Source organism: Paraburkholderia fungorum, from assembly GCF_046026025.1.
Taxonomy (GTDB): Bacteria; Pseudomonadota; Gammaproteobacteria; order Burkholderiales; family Burkholderiaceae; genus Paraburkholderia; species Paraburkholderia fungorum_E.
Genome location: NZ_JAQQFL010000010.1, coordinates 148,882 through 167,978, shown reverse-complemented (window position 1 = coordinate 167,978; position 19,097 = coordinate 148,882). Strand labels below are relative to the sequence as shown.

Sequence of the window (19,097 nt, the reverse complement as noted above, 5' to 3'; positions counted from 1 at the left end):
ACGCCAGATGTCGCCGACCAGTGCTTACAACAGGTGTAACGAGCGCGGCAGCCCTGCTAGACTGTCGAACCGCCGGGACAAACCTGCGCGGCTGATGAGGGCATACAGAACTCACCGAACGCTTGGGATCGAGCGCATCCCGCCATCAGGGTAAAGGAAAGGCAGGGCGCCGTTGATCGCGACAGCGCTGTCGGCCCTATTATAAATGAAGGTATAAGCAAAACTCGTCGGAAGTATCGTCGCTCGTCGCTTAAAAATCATTCGCAAGCTGCGAAATGAAAATTCATGCGACGTCAAGGCCTCTGACAGACACTCGAATACACGGAAAGATTTCTTATGAAAGAGCGGGCTTTATTCCTTGACAGGGACGGCGTTGTCAATGTTGATTTCGGATACACACATCGGCGAGAGCAGTTCGAGTTCATTCCGGGAATATTCGAACTGGTGGCCGAGGCAACGCATCTGGGATACAAAACATTCATCGTAACGAACCAGGCAGGCATAGGCCGAGGCTATTACACGGAAGAAGATTTCTGGAAGTTGATGGATTGGGTGACTCAAAAATTCACCGATGCTGGTGGCTCGATAGAAAGAACCTATTTTTGCCCCCACCACCCAGAATACGGAATCGGCGTGTACCACCGGGAATGTGCATGCCGCAAACCTGCGCCAGGCATGCTGCTGCAAGCCGGACGCGATTATCAAATAGACTTCGGCCGATCAGTCTTTCTTGGCGACAAAAAGACCGACATGGCCGCTGGCCATGCGGCCGGCGTGGGCACATTGCTCTACATGGGCGACGAACCGGATTATCAGCCGGCCATTAAAACGGCCTCCCCGCTCGATGCGATGCCGTATCTTCGCCTCGCCACCTGACCGATAGGTTACATTCCGGCTAGGCATCGCAGCGCACCAATACCAAACCGCGAAGACCGCATCACGAAAATCAACGCTCAAGAGAATGGAAATTCCCACGTCGCCCCGCCCCCTTCTTACTATCGCGATCCCAACATTTAACCGGGCCGCCTATCTCGAACTGTGCCTGCGCCAGTTTCTGCCTGACGTCGACCTGTTTGATGACGGCTTGGTGGAGGTTCTGGTTTCCGATAACTGCTCCGCCGACCACACCGCAGCGACCGTAGAGGCGCTCCGTGAGCAAGGATTGAATATCCGGTCGATTCGGAACGAGCAAAATATTGGATCTGACGCCAACATCGCCCAATGTTTCAATACTGCACAGGGACGCTACGTGCAGATTCTGGGCGACGACGATCTTTATCTTCCAGGAAAACTCAGGCACATCATTAGCCTGTTGCAACAAGACGACTATGGCGTCATTTGCTTGAAAGCGTATGGGTACGAGCACGATTACGTGAAGGAACGACCAGTCGGAACCGGCGGCAGGCGCGATTTCACTGATGTGTCAGATTTTCTGTATGAGGTAGGTCCAGTGATCACGTTCATATCGGCCTGCATCATAAATAAGGACCTGCAACGCGAGATCGACGCACAACTATTTTGCGGAAGCAATCTCGTTCAGGTACATCTGGTGATATTGCCGATTTTACGATCCAAACGTAATTCGTACGTCCTCGATTATGTCCTTGCGTGCAAGCGAGCCAATTCCGGTGGTTATGATTTTTCAGAAATTTTTGTCGAAAAATTTTTTGGCATTCTGAAGTCATATGAATCCGCGGGGTTACAAGCTCAGGCGATCAATCGCCTGGGGAATAAAATGTTAATCAGTTACTACCCGTTCAACTTACTGAGACAACGTCTCGCTGATCACGGTAGCCCATCAACCACGCTCAGACGCTTCAAGGCACAGTTCGGCAATCGAGCGGCTTTTCTGTTCTTTTGCGCCCCGATCATTGCCTGGCCTAAACCGCTCGCCATCCTATGGGGATGGGGCGCGGTTTTAGCAGGAAGAGCGTGGAATGGGGAGTTGCGGCGGGGATGGTATTTTGCGCTGCATCGCTTGTCTCTGCTGGCCGCCAGTCGCAAGGACAATTCGGCCAAATCACGAAACGGTGGCTAGACGGCGTTCCGTACGCCATGTTGGATGGGGGCACCTATGCGACGAGTCACCCAAGCCGTACAATCATTCCAGCATCGGCCGGCACGACCTCTCCTCGGAGCAGCCCCGACCTAAGTGCACCGCAAGCCGTGCTTATGCTTAGCGGTGCCTTTTGAAGACGACGAAGCGCGAAGGATTCACCCTCCGGTTCGAGAAACCGAAGACGATGCGACAGATCATATGTGAGCGAGTGTCTCTATGCTCCATGATTTGCGCCGACACACCCTTTTTAACCATGACGGGACAATCCCCGATGACAAATGTTATGACGAGCACCCCGAACCCCGCAGATATTCTCCAGAGCAATGCGACTCAATCCATCCAGGCAAAAGAAGCGCTACTCAATGACACTCGCTTAATCGAAACCTTTTCGAAAGCCGCATCGCACGTCGTAGCATGCTACAAGTCGGGCGGTAGGCTTTATATCGCCGGCAATGGCGGCTCCGCCGCTGATTCCCAGCATTTGGCGGCGGAATTCGTGAGCAAGCTCGCACGGGATAGAAATCCCCTCCCTGCCGAATCGCTGACAACGGATACCTCTATTCTTACCGCTATCGGCAATGACTATGGCTATGAACACGTATTTTCCCGACAATTGATCGCAAAATTGAAGCCCAACGATGTATTTCTGGGCATCACGACATCCGGAAAATCGAAGAACATTCTGTCGGCACTGCAAGTGTGTAAGCAAATTGGGGCAAAATCGATCGTGTTCACGGGCTTCGGAGGCGGAGAGGCCGCGACGCTCGCAGACTATCCTCTGATTGTTCCGGGCAATCGGACCAGCACGATCCAGGAACTACACATCCTGCTGGCACATAGCGTGTGCGAGACGGTTGAACTGGCGCTCTTCCCGATGGAAGAGGCAGCACACTGACTACCGACGCGACACTCTGGCCGACGGATGCAGCGTGCCGATAAGGCATCGCTGCATAAAAACGGTCCGCAGTCCGTGCGTTAAGGGAATGACTGCCGATCCTTTGACCATCCGGATGCTGGTGCCAGTCAACTCACCCGCGAATCGAACCTACCTGAGTCCAAGGATAGACAAACGTTACACGCACGCGTGCCCCTTCGGCGAGAAGCGCTTCACCCTCGTGCGCCTCTGCGGTAACATTGCGTAGTGGCAGGCACTCTTTCGGCGTGCGTTTTTAGTCAGATTTCTTACACAATTTACAATACTTGCGATGTCTCTGTTCGAGCGTTTCGGCCAGACTCAGCAAGACGCTCATTGGCCAAGATTTCCCCTCTCCATGTCGACGCATCAGGCGTACGCGCAGTAGTTGGGCGGCGCAACGCACGACAGTGCGCGGCTATCGTCGACAGGAACTGGCTTTAGCTTCTGAAGCCGAGCGGCTTCACGACGTCGACAATCTGTAACTTCCCTTGCTCGTTTGCAACGATGTCTAACGGTATTTTGAGGCCTGCCACTCTAATCGTACAATCGCGGATTGTCTGATGCTGTTCTCCTGACGGGACTCTGACAGCTGAAAACCGCCAACACCGCATCAATTGTTACTTTTTGTTACGCGACATCAGGTGCTCGTTAGAGCAACTGCGGGATTGCCCAAACCAATATTTCCGAGGGAGCTACGCTTAGATGAAAGTTGTATTGCTTGCAGGGGGTCTCGGGACCCGAATTTCGGAAGAGACATCGGTCCGGCCAAAGCCGATGGTCGAAATCGGTGGCAAGCCTATCCTGTGGCATATCATGAAAATTTATGCTGCACATGGCTTGACCGATTTCATAGTCTGTTGCGGCTACAAAGGGTATCTGATCAAGGAATACTTCGCCAACTATTTTCTGCACATGTCGGACGTGACGATCGACCTTGCAAAGAACACGTTGGAAGTACATCAGAAAAAGGCCGAGCCGTGGCGCGTGACGCTGGTCGATACCGGCGAAACTACGCAGACCGGTGGCCGTCTGCGCCGCGTACGAGACTATATCGACGGCGATTTTTGCATGACATACGGCGACGGCGTTGGCTCGGTCAACATCACTGAGTTGCTGGCATTCCATCACGCGCACGGCAAGCAGGCGACGATGACTGCCGTTCAGCCTCCGGGCCGTTTCGGCGCATTGGAAATGGACGGTACGCAAATACGTTCATTCATGGAAAAACCGACCGGCGACGGCGGCTGGATCAATGGCGGATTCTTCGTCCTGAATCCGTCTGTTATCGACCTGATCGAAGGAGACGAGACACTCTGGGAACGTCAGCCGCTTGAAGCGCTTGCAAAGAGCGATCAGTTGCAAGCTTACTTCCATCCCGGCTTCTGGCAGCCGATGGATACTCTGCGCGACAAGACCCACCTCGAGGAACTTTGGACTTCAGGCACTGCGCCGTGGAAAACGTGGGAGTGAGAATGGTCGTTGATTCTGCGTTCTGGCGCGGCAAGCGCGTATTCCTGACCGGTCATACCGGCTTCAAAGGCGGGTGGATGTCGTTGTGGTTGGCGTCCATGGGCGCCAAAGTGGCCGGCTATGCGCTACAACCGAACACTCAGCCGAATCTTTTCGAGGCAGCGAGCGTGCTCACCACGCTGGAACAGAACCATTTCGGCGACATCTGCAACCGGGAAGAACTGACGGCTGCGATGGTCGGCTTCCGCCCCGACATCGTGATTCACATGGCAGCGCAAGCTCTGGTGCGCTATTCGTATGCGGCGCCCGTAGAAACGTACGCTACGAATGTCATGGGCACCGTACATGTGCTCGACGCGATTCGCCAGTGCAACACAGTACGGGCGGCCGTCATGGTGACGTCCGACAAGTGTTATCAAAACAATGAGTGGCCTTGGGGCTATCGTGAAAACGAGCCGATGGGCGGGTACGACCCGTACAGCAATAGCAAGGGCTGCGCAGAACTCGTGACATCGGCCTACCGGCAGTCCTTCTTCCCGGCTGAGCGTTATGCAGACCATGGCGTCGCCATCGCCTCCGGAAGAGCAGGCAATGTGATTGGCGGAGGCGACTGGTCTGCTGACCGACTGGTTCCGGATGCTATTACCGCGTTCCAGAAGGGTGTACCCCTGCTGATCCGCAACCCTGGCGCCATCCGCCCCTGGCAGCACGCACTGGAGCCCGTGTCGGGCTATCTGATACTGGCGCAGGCGCTTGTGGAGCAAGGCGTCGCCTTCAATGGCGGCTGGAACTTCGGCCCCAATGACACCGATGCGCGAAGCGTGCGAGAAGTCGTCGACCTCGTCATTGAAAAATGGGGCAAGCCAGCTCGCTGGCAACAGGACGGGGCGGAGCAACCCCATGAAGCCAATTTCCTGAAGTTGGATTGTTCGAAAGCCAAACAGCACCTGGGCTGGGTCCCAAGCTGGGATTTGTCGACGGCGATTGAAGCAACCGTTGCATGGCATCGCGGCAGAGCGAACGGCGAGGACATGCAGCAAGTCAGCCTCGCACAAATTCAGCGTTATTCAGAGGCTGCGCAACAACGCGCGGCGAGTAAGTAATCAAGATTCCAATAGGATTCCCCAATATGGCCATCGAAATCATCGACTCCGGCAAACAGGCACAAGCCGTGCTGCGCAGCAAAATCGCGGCACTGGTTGACGAATATGCGGCGCTTGCCTATGCAGACAAACCTTTCGTCCCCGGACAGACAACCATCCCTCCGTCGGGCAAGGTTATTGGTGCGCCGGAGCTGCGCAACATGGTGGAGGCATCGTTAGACGGCTGGCTGACGACCGGTCGCTTTAACGACGAATTTGAGAAGCGCCTCGCCCAGTATCTTGGCGTCAATCACCTGATCACGGTCAACTCGGGCTCCTCAGCCAACCTGGTCGCATTCAGCACGCTCACGTCTCCGAAGCTTGGCGAACGCGCCATTCTCCCCGGCGACGAAGTGATTGGCGTAGCAGCAGGATTCCCGACCACGGTCAATCCGATTCTGCAGTTCGGCGCCGTGCCGGTCTTCGTCGATGTCGAACTCGGCACCTACAATATCGACGCATCGAAAATCGAGGCCGCGCTCTCCAGCAAAACGAAGGCCATCATGCTGGCCCATACGCTGGGCAATCCCTACAACCTCGGCGTGATCAAAGACATCTGCAAGCGGCACAATCTGTGGTTGATCGAAGATTGCTGCGATGCGCTGGGCGCGACCTACGACGGGCAGAAGGTCGGCACGTTTGGTGACATCGGCACATTGAGCTTTTACCCCGCGCACCACATTACGATGGGCGAAGGCGGTGCAGTATTCATGAACGACACCGAACTGAAGATGATTGCGGAATCGTTCCGCGATTGGGGTCGTGACTGCTATTGCGCACCGGGCAAGGACAACACGTGCAACAAGCGCTTCTGCTGGAAGCTCGGGAATCTGCCGGAAGGATACGACCATAAATATACGTATTCGCATCTCGGCTACAACCTGAAGATCACTGACATGCAAGCCGCCTGCGCGCTTTCGCAACTCGATCGTATCGACGATTTCATTGCGAAGCGCCGCGCCAACTTCGATTTCCTGAAGACGCGTCTCGCAAGCTGCGAAGAATTCCTGCTGCTGCCGCACGCCACGCCGAACTCCGATCCCTCCTGGTTCGGCTTCCCTATCACGCTGAAAGACAATGCGCCGGTCAGTCGCCTTGATCTGCTGACTTATCTCGACGAAAACAAGATTGGCACCCGCCTCCTGTTCGCCGGCAATCTGACGCGCCAACCCTACATGCTGGGCCGGAACTTCCGCGTGGTCGGCGATCTGACCAACAGCGACATCGTCATGAATCAAACGTTCTGGCTCGGCATCTACCCAGGGCTGACGAACGAGCACCTCGAGTACGTTGCGACGAAGATCGAAAATTATCTCGGTATCGGATTCTGAGTATGACGTCGCCCAACGAGATGCAGGCATCGCAACGTCCATTTCTGGACATCGCCAGTTCCGACTTCGCGAGACTGACAGCGCACATCGATTGCCACGACATCGACGGCAAGACCATCCTGGTCTCCGGTGCGACCGGCTTTTTCGGCGCGTGGATACTGGCGCTGTTCGAATGGTTGCAAAAGACACGCAACGTGCGATTCCGTGTGCTTGCGATATCACGCGATCCGCAGAACTTCCGCAGCAAACATCCCTGGATTGACGACGTGGATTGGTTGCAGTGGATCACCGGCGACATCCAGGATTTCGCCTTTCCCGAGCAGGCGATCGATTACGTCATCCATGCGGCAACCGAAACGTCGGCGGCTGCCGGAAGAATGCCGGCTCTGTTGCTGAACTCCATCGTGCGCGGCACCGAGCGTGTCCTCGCATGTGCCAAAGCGGGTGGGGCAAAGCGTGTTCTACTGGTAAGTTCGGGCGGCGCATACGGCGGCCAATCCACCGATACACCGCAGTTGCTCGAGTCATCGAGAAACGGTCCTTCGACGATGGATGTCGCCAGTGCGTACGGCGAAGGTAAGCGCGTGATGGAACTGCTCGGCGCGATCCATGCGCATGAAAACGCGTGTGAAGTCGTCGTCGCCCGATGTTTTGCATTCGTTGGCGCGGGTCTGCCTCTCGACGGGCATTTTGCGATCGGCAACTTCATCCGCGACGCGCTTACGCAGGATCGAATCTTGATTCGCGGCGACGGCAAAGGTGTCCGCTCCTATCTGTATGCGGCCGATCTGGCTGTCTGGCTAATGCATTTATTGTTGAACGGCCAGAACCGTGGGATATACAACGTGGGTTCCGATCAGGAAGTGACGATCGCTGAGCTGGCGAGGCAGGTGATTTCCACGCTGGCGCCGGCAAAGACGGTCATAGTCGAGGGTGCCAGCAATGGCCCGGGTGCCGGCAACCGGTACATCCCTTCGATCGACCTGGCCCGCAGCCAACTCGGTCTCGACGTCTGGACCGCGTTGCCGCTGGCGATTCTTAACACTGCCCTCTGGTCTTCGAAGAAATCATGAAAGCCCTGATACTTTGTGGAGGACTGGGCACCCGCCTGCGTGGCGTGATCGGTGCGTCGCAAAAAGCGGTGGCCGATATCGACGGGCGCCCATTCCTTTCTTTTGTCATCGAACAGCTCGCGAAAGCCGGCATTCATGACCTCGTTTTTTGTACCCATTACCAGTCGGAGCAGGTGGGAAGCGTCGTGGCAAATCTGCCCGCCGACTCTGCGCGCGAGGTTGCAATCGTGTGCGAGCCGTCTGCCATGGGAACCGGCGGCGCCGTGCTGTACGCGCTGTCCCAGCTTCAATATGAAGGCCCGTTTATTGCGTTGAATGCGGACACCTATCTTGATGCCGCTGCCTATCGAGCCGCCGCGGAGAGCGCACCGCCCGTGATCGTCGTCACGCCGATCGACGATTGCGAGCGCTACGGCGCGGTGCAAATGGATGAGAATCGCCAGGTTCAAACCGTGACCGAAAAAGGCAAGACCGGTCCGGGCCTGATCAGTGCCGGCGTTTACGGTCTGCATACTCGCCATCTCACCGCCTTCCCTGTCGAGACGTTGTCGATGGAACAGGACATCATTCCGGCGCTGATCTCGCAGCAGCTTCTGACGGCACAGGTGTACGAGGGTCCTTTCCTGGATATCGGCACGCCCGACAGCCTGAAATTCATTCGCGAACAAGGTGTGCAGAAACTGTAATGAAAGACCATTTCACAAATCTTGTCGTAAAACACGATCAACCTGTCGTGGATGCGATTGCAGCCATCGAACGCGGGCCAACCCAGATCGCACTGGTGGTCGACGCAGATGAGGTATTGGTAGGCGTACTCACCAATGGTGACCTGCGGCGCTTTCTGGTGAACGGCGGCCAAACGTCGACACCGGTTCACGAATGCATGAATCGCAAGTTCCATGCGCTGCCTCACGGAACCTCGCGCGAAGAGCTGCTGAAGCTATTCGATCTTGGCTATAACGCGGTTCCTTTGCTCGATCCACGTGGCAAGCTCGTCGAGTTCGCGACCCCGGATTTCTTCCCGCCAGCGAAGGAAGTAGCGGTGCTTTCGCGCGCAAGAGCGCCGGTGCGCATCAGCTTCTCCGGCGGCGGAACCGACCTCACCTATTACTTCATGAAGAACGGCGGTGTCGTTCTGAATGCATCGATCGCGCTGTACGCGCACGCCACGCTGATTCCGTCCGCGGGACCGGAGATCAATATCATCTCGCATGATATCGACCGCCACGAGCACTATCCGACGCTGCGCAGCCTCCTCGACAGCCCGGACAAGGGGCTCCTCTCCTCTGTGGTGTCGGTGATCCGCCCGGACTTCGGCTTCGATCTGTTTGTCCACTCCGACTTCCCGGTAGGCTCTGGCCTCGGCGGGTCGTCCGCCGTGGCAACAAGCGTCGTAGCGGCGTTCAACGAACTGCGGCTGGATAAATGGAGCACCTATGAGATCGCCGAACTCGCGTTTCAGGCCGAGCGACTCTGCTTCGCGATTTCCGGCGGCTGGCAAGATCAATATGCATCCGCGTTCGGCGGCTTCAACCTGATCGAGTTCGACGGCAAGCGCAACATGGTTCATTCGCTGCGTCTCGAGTCGGCGATCGGCAACGAGTTGGAAGAATGCCTGATACTGTGCAATACCGGCATCGAGCACAACTCGGGCAAGATCCATGAGCAGCAGCGTGAAGACTTCAACAAAATCGACCGCAACCAGCAGTTGCTCGATATGGTGGACCTTTGCCGGCGCATGCATAAACACTTGATTCGCGGCGACCTCAATGAGTTCGGCACCAGCCTGCATGAGGCGTGGACAATCAAGCATGGCCTGTCGAGCGCAATCAGCGGTAATGCCCTCGACGAGATCTACCAGGCGGCGCTCGATGCCGGCGCGCTGGGCGGCAAGTTGCTGGGCGCAGGAGGAGGTGGTTTCTTCCTGTTCTACGTGCAACCACGCCACCGCGCTTCGGTGTCGGCCAAGCTCAAGTCGCTTGGTTGCACATTGAGCACCGTCCGTTTCGAACAAGAAGGCGTAACTTCGTGGAGAACCAAAGTAGCATGAACGAATCGACATTCAAGATTGGCGATTTTACTGTCGGGGGCCCACGCACGTTCGTGATCTCTGAAATCGGCAACAATCACAACGGCAGCCTGGCATTGGCGAAAGAGCTAGTGGACGCGTCGATCGACGCTGGTGCGGATTGCGTCAAGTTTCAGATCAGAAACCGCGCGGCGCTCTACCGGACGGCTCCGGGGGCCGAAGGCTCCGAGGATCTGGGTGTCGAGTACATTCAGGACCTTTTGAACAAAGTCGAACTGACGAACGACGAGCACCGTGAACTGCGCGAATATTGCGCGCAGAAGAACATCACCTATATGTGCACGCCGTGGGACGAACCCAGCGTCGACGTGCTGGCGGGATTCGACGTGCCGGCACTGAAGCTGGCATCGGCCGACCTGACGAACCCCTATCTGATCCGCAAAGCGGCGAGCCTCGGCAAACCGCTGATCCTTTCCACCGGCATGTCGCTCGAGCCTGAAATCGAGGCCGCGGCGAAACTGGTCAAGAGCCTGGGCGTGCCGTTTGCGATGCTTCATTGCAATAGCACCTACCCCGCTCCGGAAGCCGACATTCATCTGGGCTATATCAAGCGCCTGCAGGAAATTCACAGCGTAATTGGCTATTCCGGTCACGAGCGCGGTACGGCGGTGACCATTGCCGCCGTGGCTCTCGGCGCGAAGGTTGTCGAACGGCACATCACGCTCAACCGTAACATGGAAGGTCCCGATCACGCGGCGAGTCTCGAGCCGGGCGAATTCAAGGCACTCGTGGACGGCATCCGTCAGGTCGACCAGGCACTGCCCTGGACAGGCCCTGGCCGGCAGGCAAGCCAAGGGGAACTGCTCAATCGCGAAAACCTGAGCAAGAGCGTCATCGCCGCACGCGCCATCAAGCAGGGCGAAACCTTTACCGAGGAAAGCCTGCGCGTCGCCAGTCCCGGCCAGGGTTTGGCGCCGTACCGGCTGCCCGATCTGCTGGGTAAAGTCGCGCATCGGGATATCCGCATCGGCGACTTCCTGTATGAAGGCGACCTGACCGGTCAGAAAACGGTGAAGCGCTCGTACCAGTTCCCGGGATACTGGGGCGTGCCGGTTCGTTATCACGATTTCGAGCAATATGTCGCGATGATCGATCCGGACCTCTATGAGTTCCATCTGTCGTATCGCGACCTGTCGTTGAAGCCGGCTAACTATCTCAAGCAGGTCGACTGCAAGCGTCTGGTCGTTCACGCGCCGGAACTGTTCGAAAACAGCGAATTGCTTGACCTGACCGCGGACGATCTGAGCTATCGCCAACGCTCCATCGACAATCTCAAGCGGGTGGTCGAGGCAACCGAGCAGATGCGCAGCTTCTTCCCCGCAGCGGATTCGGCGTTGATAGTGGCGAACGTCGGCGGTTTCTCGATGGATGCGCCCTTCCCTCTTGCGCATCGCGCCGAGCTGTATGACCGCTTCGCCGAATCGTGCGCGAAGATCGACTTCGGTTCCACCGAACTGACGCCGCAGAACATGGCGCCGTTCCCGTGGCATTTCGGCGGACAACGTCACCAGAACATCTTCATGATGCCGGACGAGCTGGCTGAGAAAGCCAAGGAGCTCAAGCTGCGCTATTGCACCGACCTGTCGCATCTGCAAATGACGTGTAGTCATTTCGGGCTCGACTTCCAGGACGCAATGGCGAAGCTGCTGCCGCATAGCGCGCACCTGCACGTGGCCGATGCGCTTGGCGTCAACGGCGAAGGCGTCGTGATCGGCACTGGCGACGTCAACTGGCCCGAAACCTGGAAGAAGGTCTCGGCGTACCCGTCCGTCAGCTTCATCCCCGAAGTGTGGCAAGGCCACAAAGACCACGGCGCCGGCTTTTGGCACGCGCTGGACTTCCTCACCAAGCTCAACTAAAGGGGCGAATCGGGCGTTTACTGGCCTGTCTCGCTGCAAACGCCTGCTTCCCCGTCTAACCTGACTTTTCAGCTCACACCAACCGCGAATTGCCAACGCAACGCGGTTGCGTGTGCCATCCGCAGCAACCCGTTCCGAAATCTATCCTCGCGATCGCAGACAGTTATCCAGTGCACACCGTTACATCGATCCGCGTCAATACGCTGGCAGGGCTGACTTCGTCCTTCGCCCTCGTTCCCGAATGCATCGCGTTCGCGCTCGTCGCGCACGTGAACCCGCTAATGGGCCTCTACGGCGCATTTATCATCTGCACGATCACCGCCCTGTTCGGCGGTCGCCCGGCCATGATCTCCGGCGCAGCAGGTTCGATGGCGGTCGTCATTGTTGCACTCGTCATCCAGCACGGTGCGCAATACCTACTGGCCACGGTCGCTCTGAGCGGCATCATCATGGTGCTTTTCGGCGCTTTGCGGCTGGGGAAACTGATCCGAATGGTCCCACATCCGGTGATGCTCGGCTTCGTGAATGGCCTCGCTATCATCATCGCCATGGCGCAACTGGAGCACTTCAAGGAAGCCACCGCCGATGGCATCCACTGGCTTCACGGCACGCCGCTGATCGTGATGATGTCTCTCGCGGCGCTCACGATGGCGATCGTTTATCTGCTGCCGCGATTCACTCGTGCGATTCCGCCAGCGCTAGCCGCGATTCTCGGTATCGGCGTGGTCGCACAACTGCTTCATCTTCCGACGCACACGCTCGGTGATATGGCCCACATCGCCGGTGGGCTGCCCATGTTTCGGTTTCCGGACGTCCCTTTCACGCTCGAAACACTGCAAATCGTGCTGCCGTATGCGGTATTGATGGCGATCGTCGGATTGCTCGAAACCCTGCTGACCTTCAACTTGACGGGCGAACTTACTGAGACCCAAGGCCAGCCGAATCGCGAGTGCGTTGCGCTCGGCATCGCCAACGTGGTGTCCAGTGTGTTCGGTGGAATGGGCGGCTGCGCGATGATCGGCCAGACAGTAATCAACCTGAGTTCCGGCGGCCGCACGCGTTTGTCGGGATTCGTCAGCGGCGTGATGATCCTGTTGTTCATTCTGTTTCTGTCACCGCTGATCGAGCGGATTCCACTTGCCGCGCTGGTCGGCGTGATGTTCGTCGTTGCACAACAGACCTTCGCGTGGGGCTCGTTGCGCGTGCTCGGCAAGGTGCCGCGCAACGACGCGGTTGTCATCGTCGCGGTCACCGTCATCACTGTGTTCTCGGATCTCGCGATTGCCGTGTTGTGCGGCATCGTGATTGCCGCGCTGAATTTCGCGTGGCAGCACGCGCACGAAATTCATGCAGACGTCGGGTCCGATCACGCAGGCGACAAGACCTACGCGCCGCGCGGCACGCTTTTCTTCGCATCGACGACACGCTTTCATGCGCTGTTCGATCCGCAGCAAGATCCGGCGCGAGTGACGCTCGATTGCAGCCATCTGCACCTCGCAGATCATTCGGCAATCGCCGCCATCGAAGGCCTGTATCAGCGCTACGCGAAAGCAGGTAAGGAGTTGCGCTTCAAGAACCTGTCGGACCGGGACGCACGACTGCTGCAACGCGCTGGATCCAACGTGGCGGCCGCACGATAAGGAAACGGATCAAGGACCCGTGGGCAACGCTTTTCGGCTAGCCGCGAAGCTGACCGCCGTCCAGGACGAACAGCGCGCCGGTCGCAAAACCCGTTTTTGCAGAGCATAGAAAGGCGGCCATGTCAGCCACCTCTTTCGACGTGCCAAGACGCGCCATTGCGACCTCCTGCTTTAGCATGGCTGCGACCCGATCTGGGTCAGCCGCGAGCTTGCGCTCCCACGTCGAACCTTCGAAGAGAATATTGCCAGGGACCAACGCGTTGATGCGGATGTTTTCTGGTGCGAGGTACCGAGCGGCCCCGCGGACAAAACTATCGAGTGCCGCTTTTGCGGCTGAATAGGCCACGGGCGCGCCAAGCGCAGCGCTTCCGCAAATCGATGAGATGCACAGAATCGCGCCACCACGTGTGCCTAGATGCGGGCGAGCGGCCGCGACAGTATTCGTCGCGCTGATCAGATTGATTTGCAGCATGCGATGCCATTCGGCTTCGTCTTCCTGGCCCGGAGGTACAGAAGCGCCGCTACCGACATTGCAAACGACGATGTCGATCTGACCGCGCACCGCGACTGCCTGCTCCAGCACGGCAGTCGCGCCGGCACGCGTCGATACGTCGCCCACGGCGGGCGTCGCTCCGAGTTCCGTAGCAACCTTGTTCACCCCATCCGCATTGCGGCCATTGACGACCACATGGCACCCCTCGCTCGCCAGCGCCGCGGCAATCGCCTTTCCGATCCCGTGAGATGACCCGGTGACGAGTGCTACTTTGCCGTTGAGTTCGAGGTCCATCACAGCCCCTTTGCAGTCCAGCCGCCGTCGATGATGAAATCAGCACCAGTGGCGTAAGCGCTCGCTCCCGACGCCAGAAAAATCGCTACGCCCACCATGTCTTCGACTTGCCCCCAACGTCCAAGCATCGTCCTGCTAGCACGATCCTGGTTCTTCGCAGGATCGTTAAAGCTGCCTGCCGTCATGTCAGTCTGAATATAGCCTGGCACGATGCAGTTTACGCGGACATTGCTAGGACCCAGGTCAAGCGCAAGCGCCTTGCTCATCATCCGCAGCCCGCCCTTGGCCGCAACGTAGCCCGGGTTACCGGGAAACCCCATCAAGGCCCCAATACTGGCTACGGTAATGATAGAACCTCGGCGGCGGCGCGCCATTGACTGACCGATCAGCGAACAGGTGCGATACGCGCTAGTCAGGTTCGTTTCGAGCGTTTTGGAAAAGATCTCGACGGGCTGAACATCTGAGTCCGAAGGCAAGGTGATGCCCGCGACGTGCACGTACACGTCGATTCCACCGGATTGCGTCTCGATGTCACGGATCAATCCGGTCACGGCTTCACCGTCGTTGAGATCGCACTGGCGATAATCGAATGATGCCCCCTCGCTAACAGTAGAGCGGCCAAAGCCGATCACCGACGCGCCTGCCTTCGCGAGCCCATTGGCCAAGCCAAAACCGATTCCACGCGACGCCCCGGCGACAACGGCCGTCAGGCCATCAAGAGAAAACATCGACATATCCGTGCTCATGATCGAGTTCATTCCCCGATCAGCGGGATGTACATGTTGCGCTTCAACTCGTCGCGCTCGAGGAACGGGAACAGGTCTTCGAGCGGCGAGGATTCCATTTTGCCGTTATCGAGCCGGCGGGTGGCGATGCGCGGAATCCGCGGTTCTTCTGGTAGGACCATCACCTCGCAAAGCACCGGGCCGTCCGCGTTCAAAACGGATTCGAGGTCATGTTTGAGGTTGGCACCCGAGGCGATACGGACATATGGAACACCGTACGCATCAGCCAGCTTACCCAAATCGGGCAAAAACAGTCCGCTCGTTGCGTCCGCCCCGACGAGCCTATTGAAATAACCGACCTGTGAGGTGCGAATGGACGCATATCCGGCATTGTTGATAACAAAACACTTAACCGGAAGCTTCAAGCTGGCGAGCGTCGCCAACTCCTGTGAATTGAATTGCAATCCACCGTCGCCTTCGACACAAATCGTTCGCTTGCGGCCAGACGCAACGCACGCGCCGATTGCCGCCGGCAAACCGAAGCCCATCGCTCCCGTTCCGCGATTATGGAAACAGCGTTGATCGCGCTTCAGTCGCAGGGCCAACAAAAACAGCTCAGCACAGAAGCCTGCGCTTCCCGATGCGATGACATCGCCTTCCTGCATGACCGACGAGAGAACGTCCGAGAACTGATAGAGACTCAGTGGACCTTCCGTCGTTGCGTGAGACGGCTGCAACAGCGGATATTCCGCCTTCCACTCGGCGATTCGTCCGATCCAGGCTTCGTAAGAAGGCAATGCCGGTGCCGCGTCGAGCACGGTGTTCGCCACTTTGAGAAACGCACCTGCGTCCGAGACGATGGGTACCGCGATATCCATGCGCATCTTGCGAATTTCGGCCGCGTCGATATCGACCATCACCTTGACCGCACCACGCGCAAACCGTTCATGCGCATAGGCGGTCATCGCCATATCCAGCCGCGCACCGATGACTAGCACGAAGTCTGAGTTCTGAAGCGCAAAATTGGCCCACCGCGGCGCGATGCTGCCCGGCCGGCCGCCATAGAGCGGATGCTCGTCTTCGATCAGGTCCATTCCGAGCCACGTCGTCAGCACCGGCACTTGGACCCGTTCGAAGAAGCTGCGGAATTCACGTTGCGCACCCGAGAGTCGCACCCCGTGCCCAGCGATGATGACTGGGCGCGACGCCTTCGAAAGAAGCCTCATCGCTTCGCTCACCTGCGCCTCGAGGGCGGCGGGATCAGCGCTTTCGGTCTGGTCGTCGAAGTGTGCACGGCGCAGCGTCGACGGATCGATCTCCGTGCCTTGCACGTCGAGCGGCACGTCGAGCCATACTGGACCTCTGCGCCCCGTCAATGCCGCGTGCTCAAGCTCGTCGAATACGTAGGCCACGTCTTGCGGATTCCGGAGCGTCACGGCTTTCTTCGTGATCGACGACACGAGTGTGACGATATCCGCTTCCTGAACGCCCAACATCCGCAGGCCGCTATCGCCCTTAAGATCGGCAACCTTTACTTGACCAGAGACAAAGAAAACCGGCGTCGAATCTAGCCAGGCGCCCAGCGTCGCCGTCATCAAGTTCGTCCCGCCGGGCCCCCCGGTCACCAGACAAGCGCTCACGTCCCCCAGCAACTTGCCTGCCGCTTCAGCCGCAACGCCGCACGCCTGCTCATGTAAGCCCAATACCGGCTCGAGATCAGGATGCTTACCGAGCGCATCGTTCAAATGCATCGCTGCGCCGCCGGGTAGAAAGAAGACTTGCCGCACACCGAGCAAAGCCAGCCGATCCATGATGTAGTCAGCAACACGCATAATGTTTTGTCGTACCTGAGAGGATGTGTTCGGATTGCTGGTCGATATAGACCATTGATTGTCTGTTGATGCGGGTGCTGCACACGAGCGAAGACAGGCAGTAGGATCGGTTTGCTCCACTTACAGCCTGCACCATCGCTGTCGCGAGCGGTATGTCGTTCACGGGCCGCCGCGTATGCCTGGACAGCATCGTTGCAATACAAACAACGATGATCTCAGGCCCGGCCTATCGGCGGGCATCGAACTCACCAAACGCTGCGGCCGCCATCGACCACGAGATTTACACCATTCATGTAAGCAGAAGCGTCGGAGCATAGAAAGCCGATCGCTCCGCAATACTCGTCATTATTGGCCATACGTCCCATTGGAATCAGCTTGACCAATTGGCTCACGAAAACGTCGTTCTGGCCGGCGTAGATTCCGCCGGGAGACAACGCGTTGCAGCGGACACCTTGGTCGCACCAGTACGTGGCCAGGTACTTCGTGAGACCCACCAGTCCGTGCTTGACGACGGAATACGTCACAGGCTTCACTGGCTGCTGATCCGGCGCAAGACCTTCGACTTGGTAAAGCCGCTGATCCGGCGCAATGACGCTAAGGTCGGACGCAATATTGAGGATCACGCCGCCCTGCCCGGTGCCGGCCATATGAGCGCCATACACTTTCGCGCAATTGAACGCACCGCCAAGTCCAACGTCAATATCACGCAACCATTGCTCGCGTGGAAAATTCTCGAGCCGCGAGAAGTTGACGCCGCCAGCTTCTACCTTGGGATTGTTCGCTGCGTTGTTGATCAGAATATCAACGCGGCCATGCTTTTCGAGCACAAGCCGCTTCGATTCAACGATAGCATCGAGGTTCGTAATATCTGTCTCGATCACTAGCGTGTCGATATCGAATTCCCGCTGCAACAATGCTTTGTTGTTGTCGAGGCCAGCGCGACTTATGTCGAGCAGTACGGGGATGCCACCAAGGCTTGCGACTGCGGCGGCGTGCTGATAGCCAAGCATGCCTCCGCCCCCTGTGATAATCGCGACGCGGTTATTGAGGCCGAAGATATCAGAAACCGATTTGCCCTTCATCAACACATACTCCTTTTCTATTACGCGCCGGACATCGTGCAGCGTCCATCCGGCGTGTCGCCGCGTAGCCATGCGCGGGCGGCATCAGAAACTTTTCTCAACCATTCCACTTCATCGCCCGACACTCCACGCGCGACCTGCAGCACAAAATCACCGCGGTAGCTGATGTCAATGAGCCCAGCGCGCAAGCTGGCGAAGTCTGCATCGCCGGACCCGAGCGGGACGGTCGAACTGCCCATCACACGATCTTTGATATGGAAGCTACCAATTCTGTCGCCGTACGCGGCGAATTCTTTCGCAGGCGCATAGCCAAGCGACGAACTGTTACCAGAGTCGTAATTCACCTTGACTAGTGGATGGTCAATCTCGCCGAGGAACGAACGGAAGTCGTCTGGGTTGAAATCGGCCTCGAGATGCAATTCGACCGACGATTCGACGGCGTCGGGCAGCACCGTATGCAACGCCGAAAGCACGCGCTCCTTGTCATTGCTGTCGATCATTTTCGATGCATCGACAAACGGCAAGACTACGCGCGTCACGCCCATTTCGGGGCAGATGGAAATCAACCATTTGAGTATTTCGAGACGCTTGCCAAAGGTCTCAGTGTCGACGCGAACCAGCGGGCAATCCATGAAGTAATCTGCACAGATCGATACGACGCTGACACCCGACGCTTTCAGCGCTTCTCGAAGCTGGCTGCGGCTTTCTGCTGTCTCCAGCGGATTGGCACCTTCGCCATAAAGATCAAATATCCATTCAATACCCCGCAGACCCGCCTTGGGCGCGGCTTCGATCTCTGCGGCCCAGCTAGCGCGAGGGAACGATTGAAAGCGGCCGGCTTCGGGCGCGGAGAGCCGGCCCTGCATGACATATAGGCCGGCATCGGCATATTGCTTGAGATAGTGGTCCGTCATGTTTTATCCAGTACTTGAATTTCGGCTCGCCCATGGACCGCGATGCCGATCAGATCCACGCTTCCGCTGGGGGCGGCCATGCGCGGAATAAAACTGACGTCAGGAGTGACGATTGAGCTAAGTCGACGTCGTCGCGTCACACAACCGCACCTCTCGTGGATTCCTCTGCGTGAGCAAC

Annotated in this window: 16 protein-coding genes; 11 read left to right on the top strand and 5 right to left on the bottom strand. The window is 57.6% G+C overall.

All coding sequences use genetic code 11. The annotated features are described in order from the left end of the window. The first annotated feature begins 336 nt into the window (after nt 1–336). From PQR67_RS13865 to PQR67_RS13815, 11 genes are all read left to right on the top strand, one after another. The gene (locus PQR67_RS13865; RefSeq protein ID WP_120346268.1) at nt 337–876 is read left to right on the top strand and encodes a D-glycero-alpha-D-manno-heptose-1,7-bisphosphate 7-phosphatase; all 540 of its coding nucleotides are present in this window, start codon (nt 337–339) and stop codon (nt 874–876) included. A gap of 85 nt (nt 877–961) precedes the next feature. Further along, nucleotides 962–2,038 (top strand): glycosyltransferase family 2 protein, encoded by a 1,077-nt coding sequence (locus PQR67_RS13860; RefSeq protein ID WP_408459715.1) that lies wholly within the window; start codon nt 962–964, stop codon nt 2,036–2,038. A gap of 304 nt (nt 2,039–2,342) precedes the next feature. Further along, complete coding sequence (locus PQR67_RS13855; protein ID WP_147408547.1) at nt 2,343–2,954, top strand: D-sedoheptulose-7-phosphate isomerase; 612 nt, start codon at nt 2,343–2,345, stop codon at nt 2,952–2,954. A 723-nt stretch (nt 2,955–3,677) separates the two neighbouring features. Beyond that, the gene (gene rfbF / locus PQR67_RS13850) at nt 3,678–4,445 is read left to right on the top strand and encodes a glucose-1-phosphate cytidylyltransferase (RefSeq protein ID WP_120346266.1); all 768 of its coding nucleotides are present in this window, start codon (nt 3,678–3,680) and stop codon (nt 4,443–4,445) included. A gap of 2 nt (nt 4,446–4,447) precedes the next feature. Beyond that, entirely contained in the window at nt 4,448–5,548 is a 1,101-nt protein-coding gene (gene rfbG / locus PQR67_RS13845) for a CDP-glucose 4,6-dehydratase (protein ID WP_408459711.1), read from the top strand. A 26-nt stretch (nt 5,549–5,574) separates the two neighbouring features. Then, complete coding sequence (rfbH, locus tag PQR67_RS13840) at nt 5,575–6,918, top strand: lipopolysaccharide biosynthesis protein RfbH (RefSeq protein ID WP_408459709.1); 1,344 nt, start codon at nt 5,575–5,577, stop codon at nt 6,916–6,918. Between the two features lie 2 nt (nt 6,919–6,920). Continuing rightward, the gene (locus tag PQR67_RS13835; protein WP_408459706.1) at nt 6,921–7,991 is read left to right on the top strand and encodes an NAD-dependent epimerase/dehydratase family protein; all 1,071 of its coding nucleotides are present in this window, start codon (nt 6,921–6,923) and stop codon (nt 7,989–7,991) included. Further along, entirely contained in the window at nt 7,988–8,677 is a 690-nt protein-coding gene (locus tag PQR67_RS13830; protein ID WP_120346262.1) for a sugar phosphate nucleotidyltransferase, read from the top strand. The genes PQR67_RS13835 and PQR67_RS13830 overlap by 4 nt, the downstream gene beginning before the upstream one ends. Next, nucleotides 8,677–10,041, top strand: coding sequence for a GHMP family kinase ATP-binding protein (locus tag PQR67_RS13825; RefSeq protein WP_120346261.1), 1,365 nt, complete (start codon nt 8,677–8,679; stop codon nt 10,039–10,041). Before PQR67_RS13830 ends, PQR67_RS13825 begins: the two co-directional genes overlap by 1 nt. Then, nucleotides 10,038–11,939: an N-acetylneuraminate synthase family protein gene (locus tag PQR67_RS13820; protein WP_408459701.1), complete on the top strand. Its 1,902-nt coding sequence runs from the start codon at nt 10,038–10,040 to the stop codon at nt 11,937–11,939. Before PQR67_RS13825 ends, PQR67_RS13820 begins: the two co-directional genes overlap by 4 nt. 170 nt (nt 11,940–12,109) lie before the next feature. Next, a complete protein-coding gene (locus tag PQR67_RS13815; protein WP_408459698.1) occupies nt 12,110–13,579 on the top strand; it encodes a SulP family inorganic anion transporter in 1,470 nt (489 codons plus the stop codon). Between the two features lie 37 nt (nt 13,580–13,616). Here PQR67_RS13815 and PQR67_RS13810 read toward each other — a convergent pair whose 3' ends face one another. From PQR67_RS13810 to PQR67_RS13790, 5 genes are all read right to left on the bottom strand, one after another. Further along, nucleotides 13,617–14,366 (bottom strand): SDR family NAD(P)-dependent oxidoreductase, encoded by a 750-nt coding sequence (locus tag PQR67_RS13810; RefSeq protein ID WP_408459695.1) that lies wholly within the window; start codon nt 14,364–14,366, stop codon nt 13,617–13,619. Continuing rightward, nucleotides 14,366–15,124 (bottom strand): SDR family oxidoreductase, encoded by a 759-nt coding sequence (locus PQR67_RS13805; RefSeq protein WP_259461474.1) that lies wholly within the window; start codon nt 15,122–15,124, stop codon nt 14,366–14,368. Before PQR67_RS13805 ends, PQR67_RS13810 begins: the two co-directional genes overlap by 1 nt. After that, nucleotides 15,121–16,923 carry a thiamine pyrophosphate-binding protein gene (locus tag PQR67_RS13800; protein WP_408459691.1) on the bottom strand — a complete coding sequence of 601 codons (1,803 nt, stop codon included), beginning with the start codon at nt 16,921–16,923 and terminating at the stop codon, nt 15,121–15,123. The genes PQR67_RS13805 and PQR67_RS13800 overlap by 4 nt, the downstream gene beginning before the upstream one ends. 245 nt (nt 16,924–17,168) lie before the next feature. Continuing rightward, nucleotides 17,169–18,005, bottom strand: coding sequence for an SDR family oxidoreductase (locus tag PQR67_RS13795; RefSeq protein WP_120346257.1), 837 nt, complete (start codon nt 18,003–18,005; stop codon nt 17,169–17,171). A 20-nt stretch (nt 18,006–18,025) separates the two neighbouring features. Next, nucleotides 18,026–18,919 carry a sugar phosphate isomerase/epimerase family protein gene (locus PQR67_RS13790; RefSeq protein WP_120346256.1) on the bottom strand — a complete coding sequence of 298 codons (894 nt, stop codon included), beginning with the start codon at nt 18,917–18,919 and terminating at the stop codon, nt 18,026–18,028. Nucleotides 18,920–19,097 lie beyond the last annotated feature (178 nt).

Excerpts from the sequence above, each read along its gene's own strand:
- PQR67_RS13865 (WP_120346268.1), top strand. The coding sequence starts at position 337 with ATGAAAGAGCGGGCTTTATTCCTTGACAGGGACGGCGTTGTCAATGTT.
- PQR67_RS13860 (WP_408459715.1), top strand. The coding sequence starts at position 962 with ATGGAAATTCCCACGTCGCCCCGCCCCCTTCTTACTATCGCGATCCCA.
- PQR67_RS13855 (WP_147408547.1), top strand. The coding sequence starts at position 2,343 with ATGACGAGCACCCCGAACCCCGCAGATATTCTCCAGAGCAATGCGACT.
- rfbF (WP_120346266.1), top strand. The coding sequence starts at position 3,678 with ATGAAAGTTGTATTGCTTGCAGGGGGTCTCGGGACCCGAATTTCGGAA.
- rfbG (WP_408459711.1), top strand. The coding sequence starts at position 4,448 with ATGGTCGTTGATTCTGCGTTCTGGCGCGGCAAGCGCGTATTCCTGACC.
- rfbH (WP_408459709.1), top strand. The coding sequence starts at position 5,575 with ATGGCCATCGAAATCATCGACTCCGGCAAACAGGCACAAGCCGTGCTG.
- PQR67_RS13835 (WP_408459706.1), top strand. The coding sequence starts at position 6,921 with ATGACGTCGCCCAACGAGATGCAGGCATCGCAACGTCCATTTCTGGAC.
- PQR67_RS13830 (WP_120346262.1), top strand. The coding sequence starts at position 7,988 with ATGAAAGCCCTGATACTTTGTGGAGGACTGGGCACCCGCCTGCGTGGC.
- PQR67_RS13825 (WP_120346261.1), top strand. The coding sequence starts at position 8,677 with ATGAAAGACCATTTCACAAATCTTGTCGTAAAACACGATCAACCTGTC.
- PQR67_RS13820 (WP_408459701.1), top strand. The coding sequence starts at position 10,038 with ATGAACGAATCGACATTCAAGATTGGCGATTTTACTGTCGGGGGCCCA.
- PQR67_RS13810 (WP_408459695.1), bottom strand. The coding sequence starts at position 14,366 with ATGGACCTCGAACTCAACGGCAAAGTAGCACTCGTCACCGGGTCATCT.
- PQR67_RS13805 (WP_259461474.1), bottom strand. The coding sequence starts at position 15,124 with ATGAACTCGATCATGAGCACGGATATGTCGATGTTTTCTCTTGATGGC.
- PQR67_RS13800 (WP_408459691.1), bottom strand. The coding sequence starts at position 16,923 with ATGCGTGTTGCTGACTACATCATGGATCGGCTGGCTTTGCTCGGTGTG.
- PQR67_RS13795 (WP_120346257.1), bottom strand. The coding sequence starts at position 18,005 with ATGAAGGGCAAATCGGTTTCTGATATCTTCGGCCTCAATAACCGCGTC.
- PQR67_RS13790 (WP_120346256.1), bottom strand. The coding sequence starts at position 18,919 with ATGACGGACCACTATCTCAAGCAATATGCCGATGCCGGCCTATATGTC.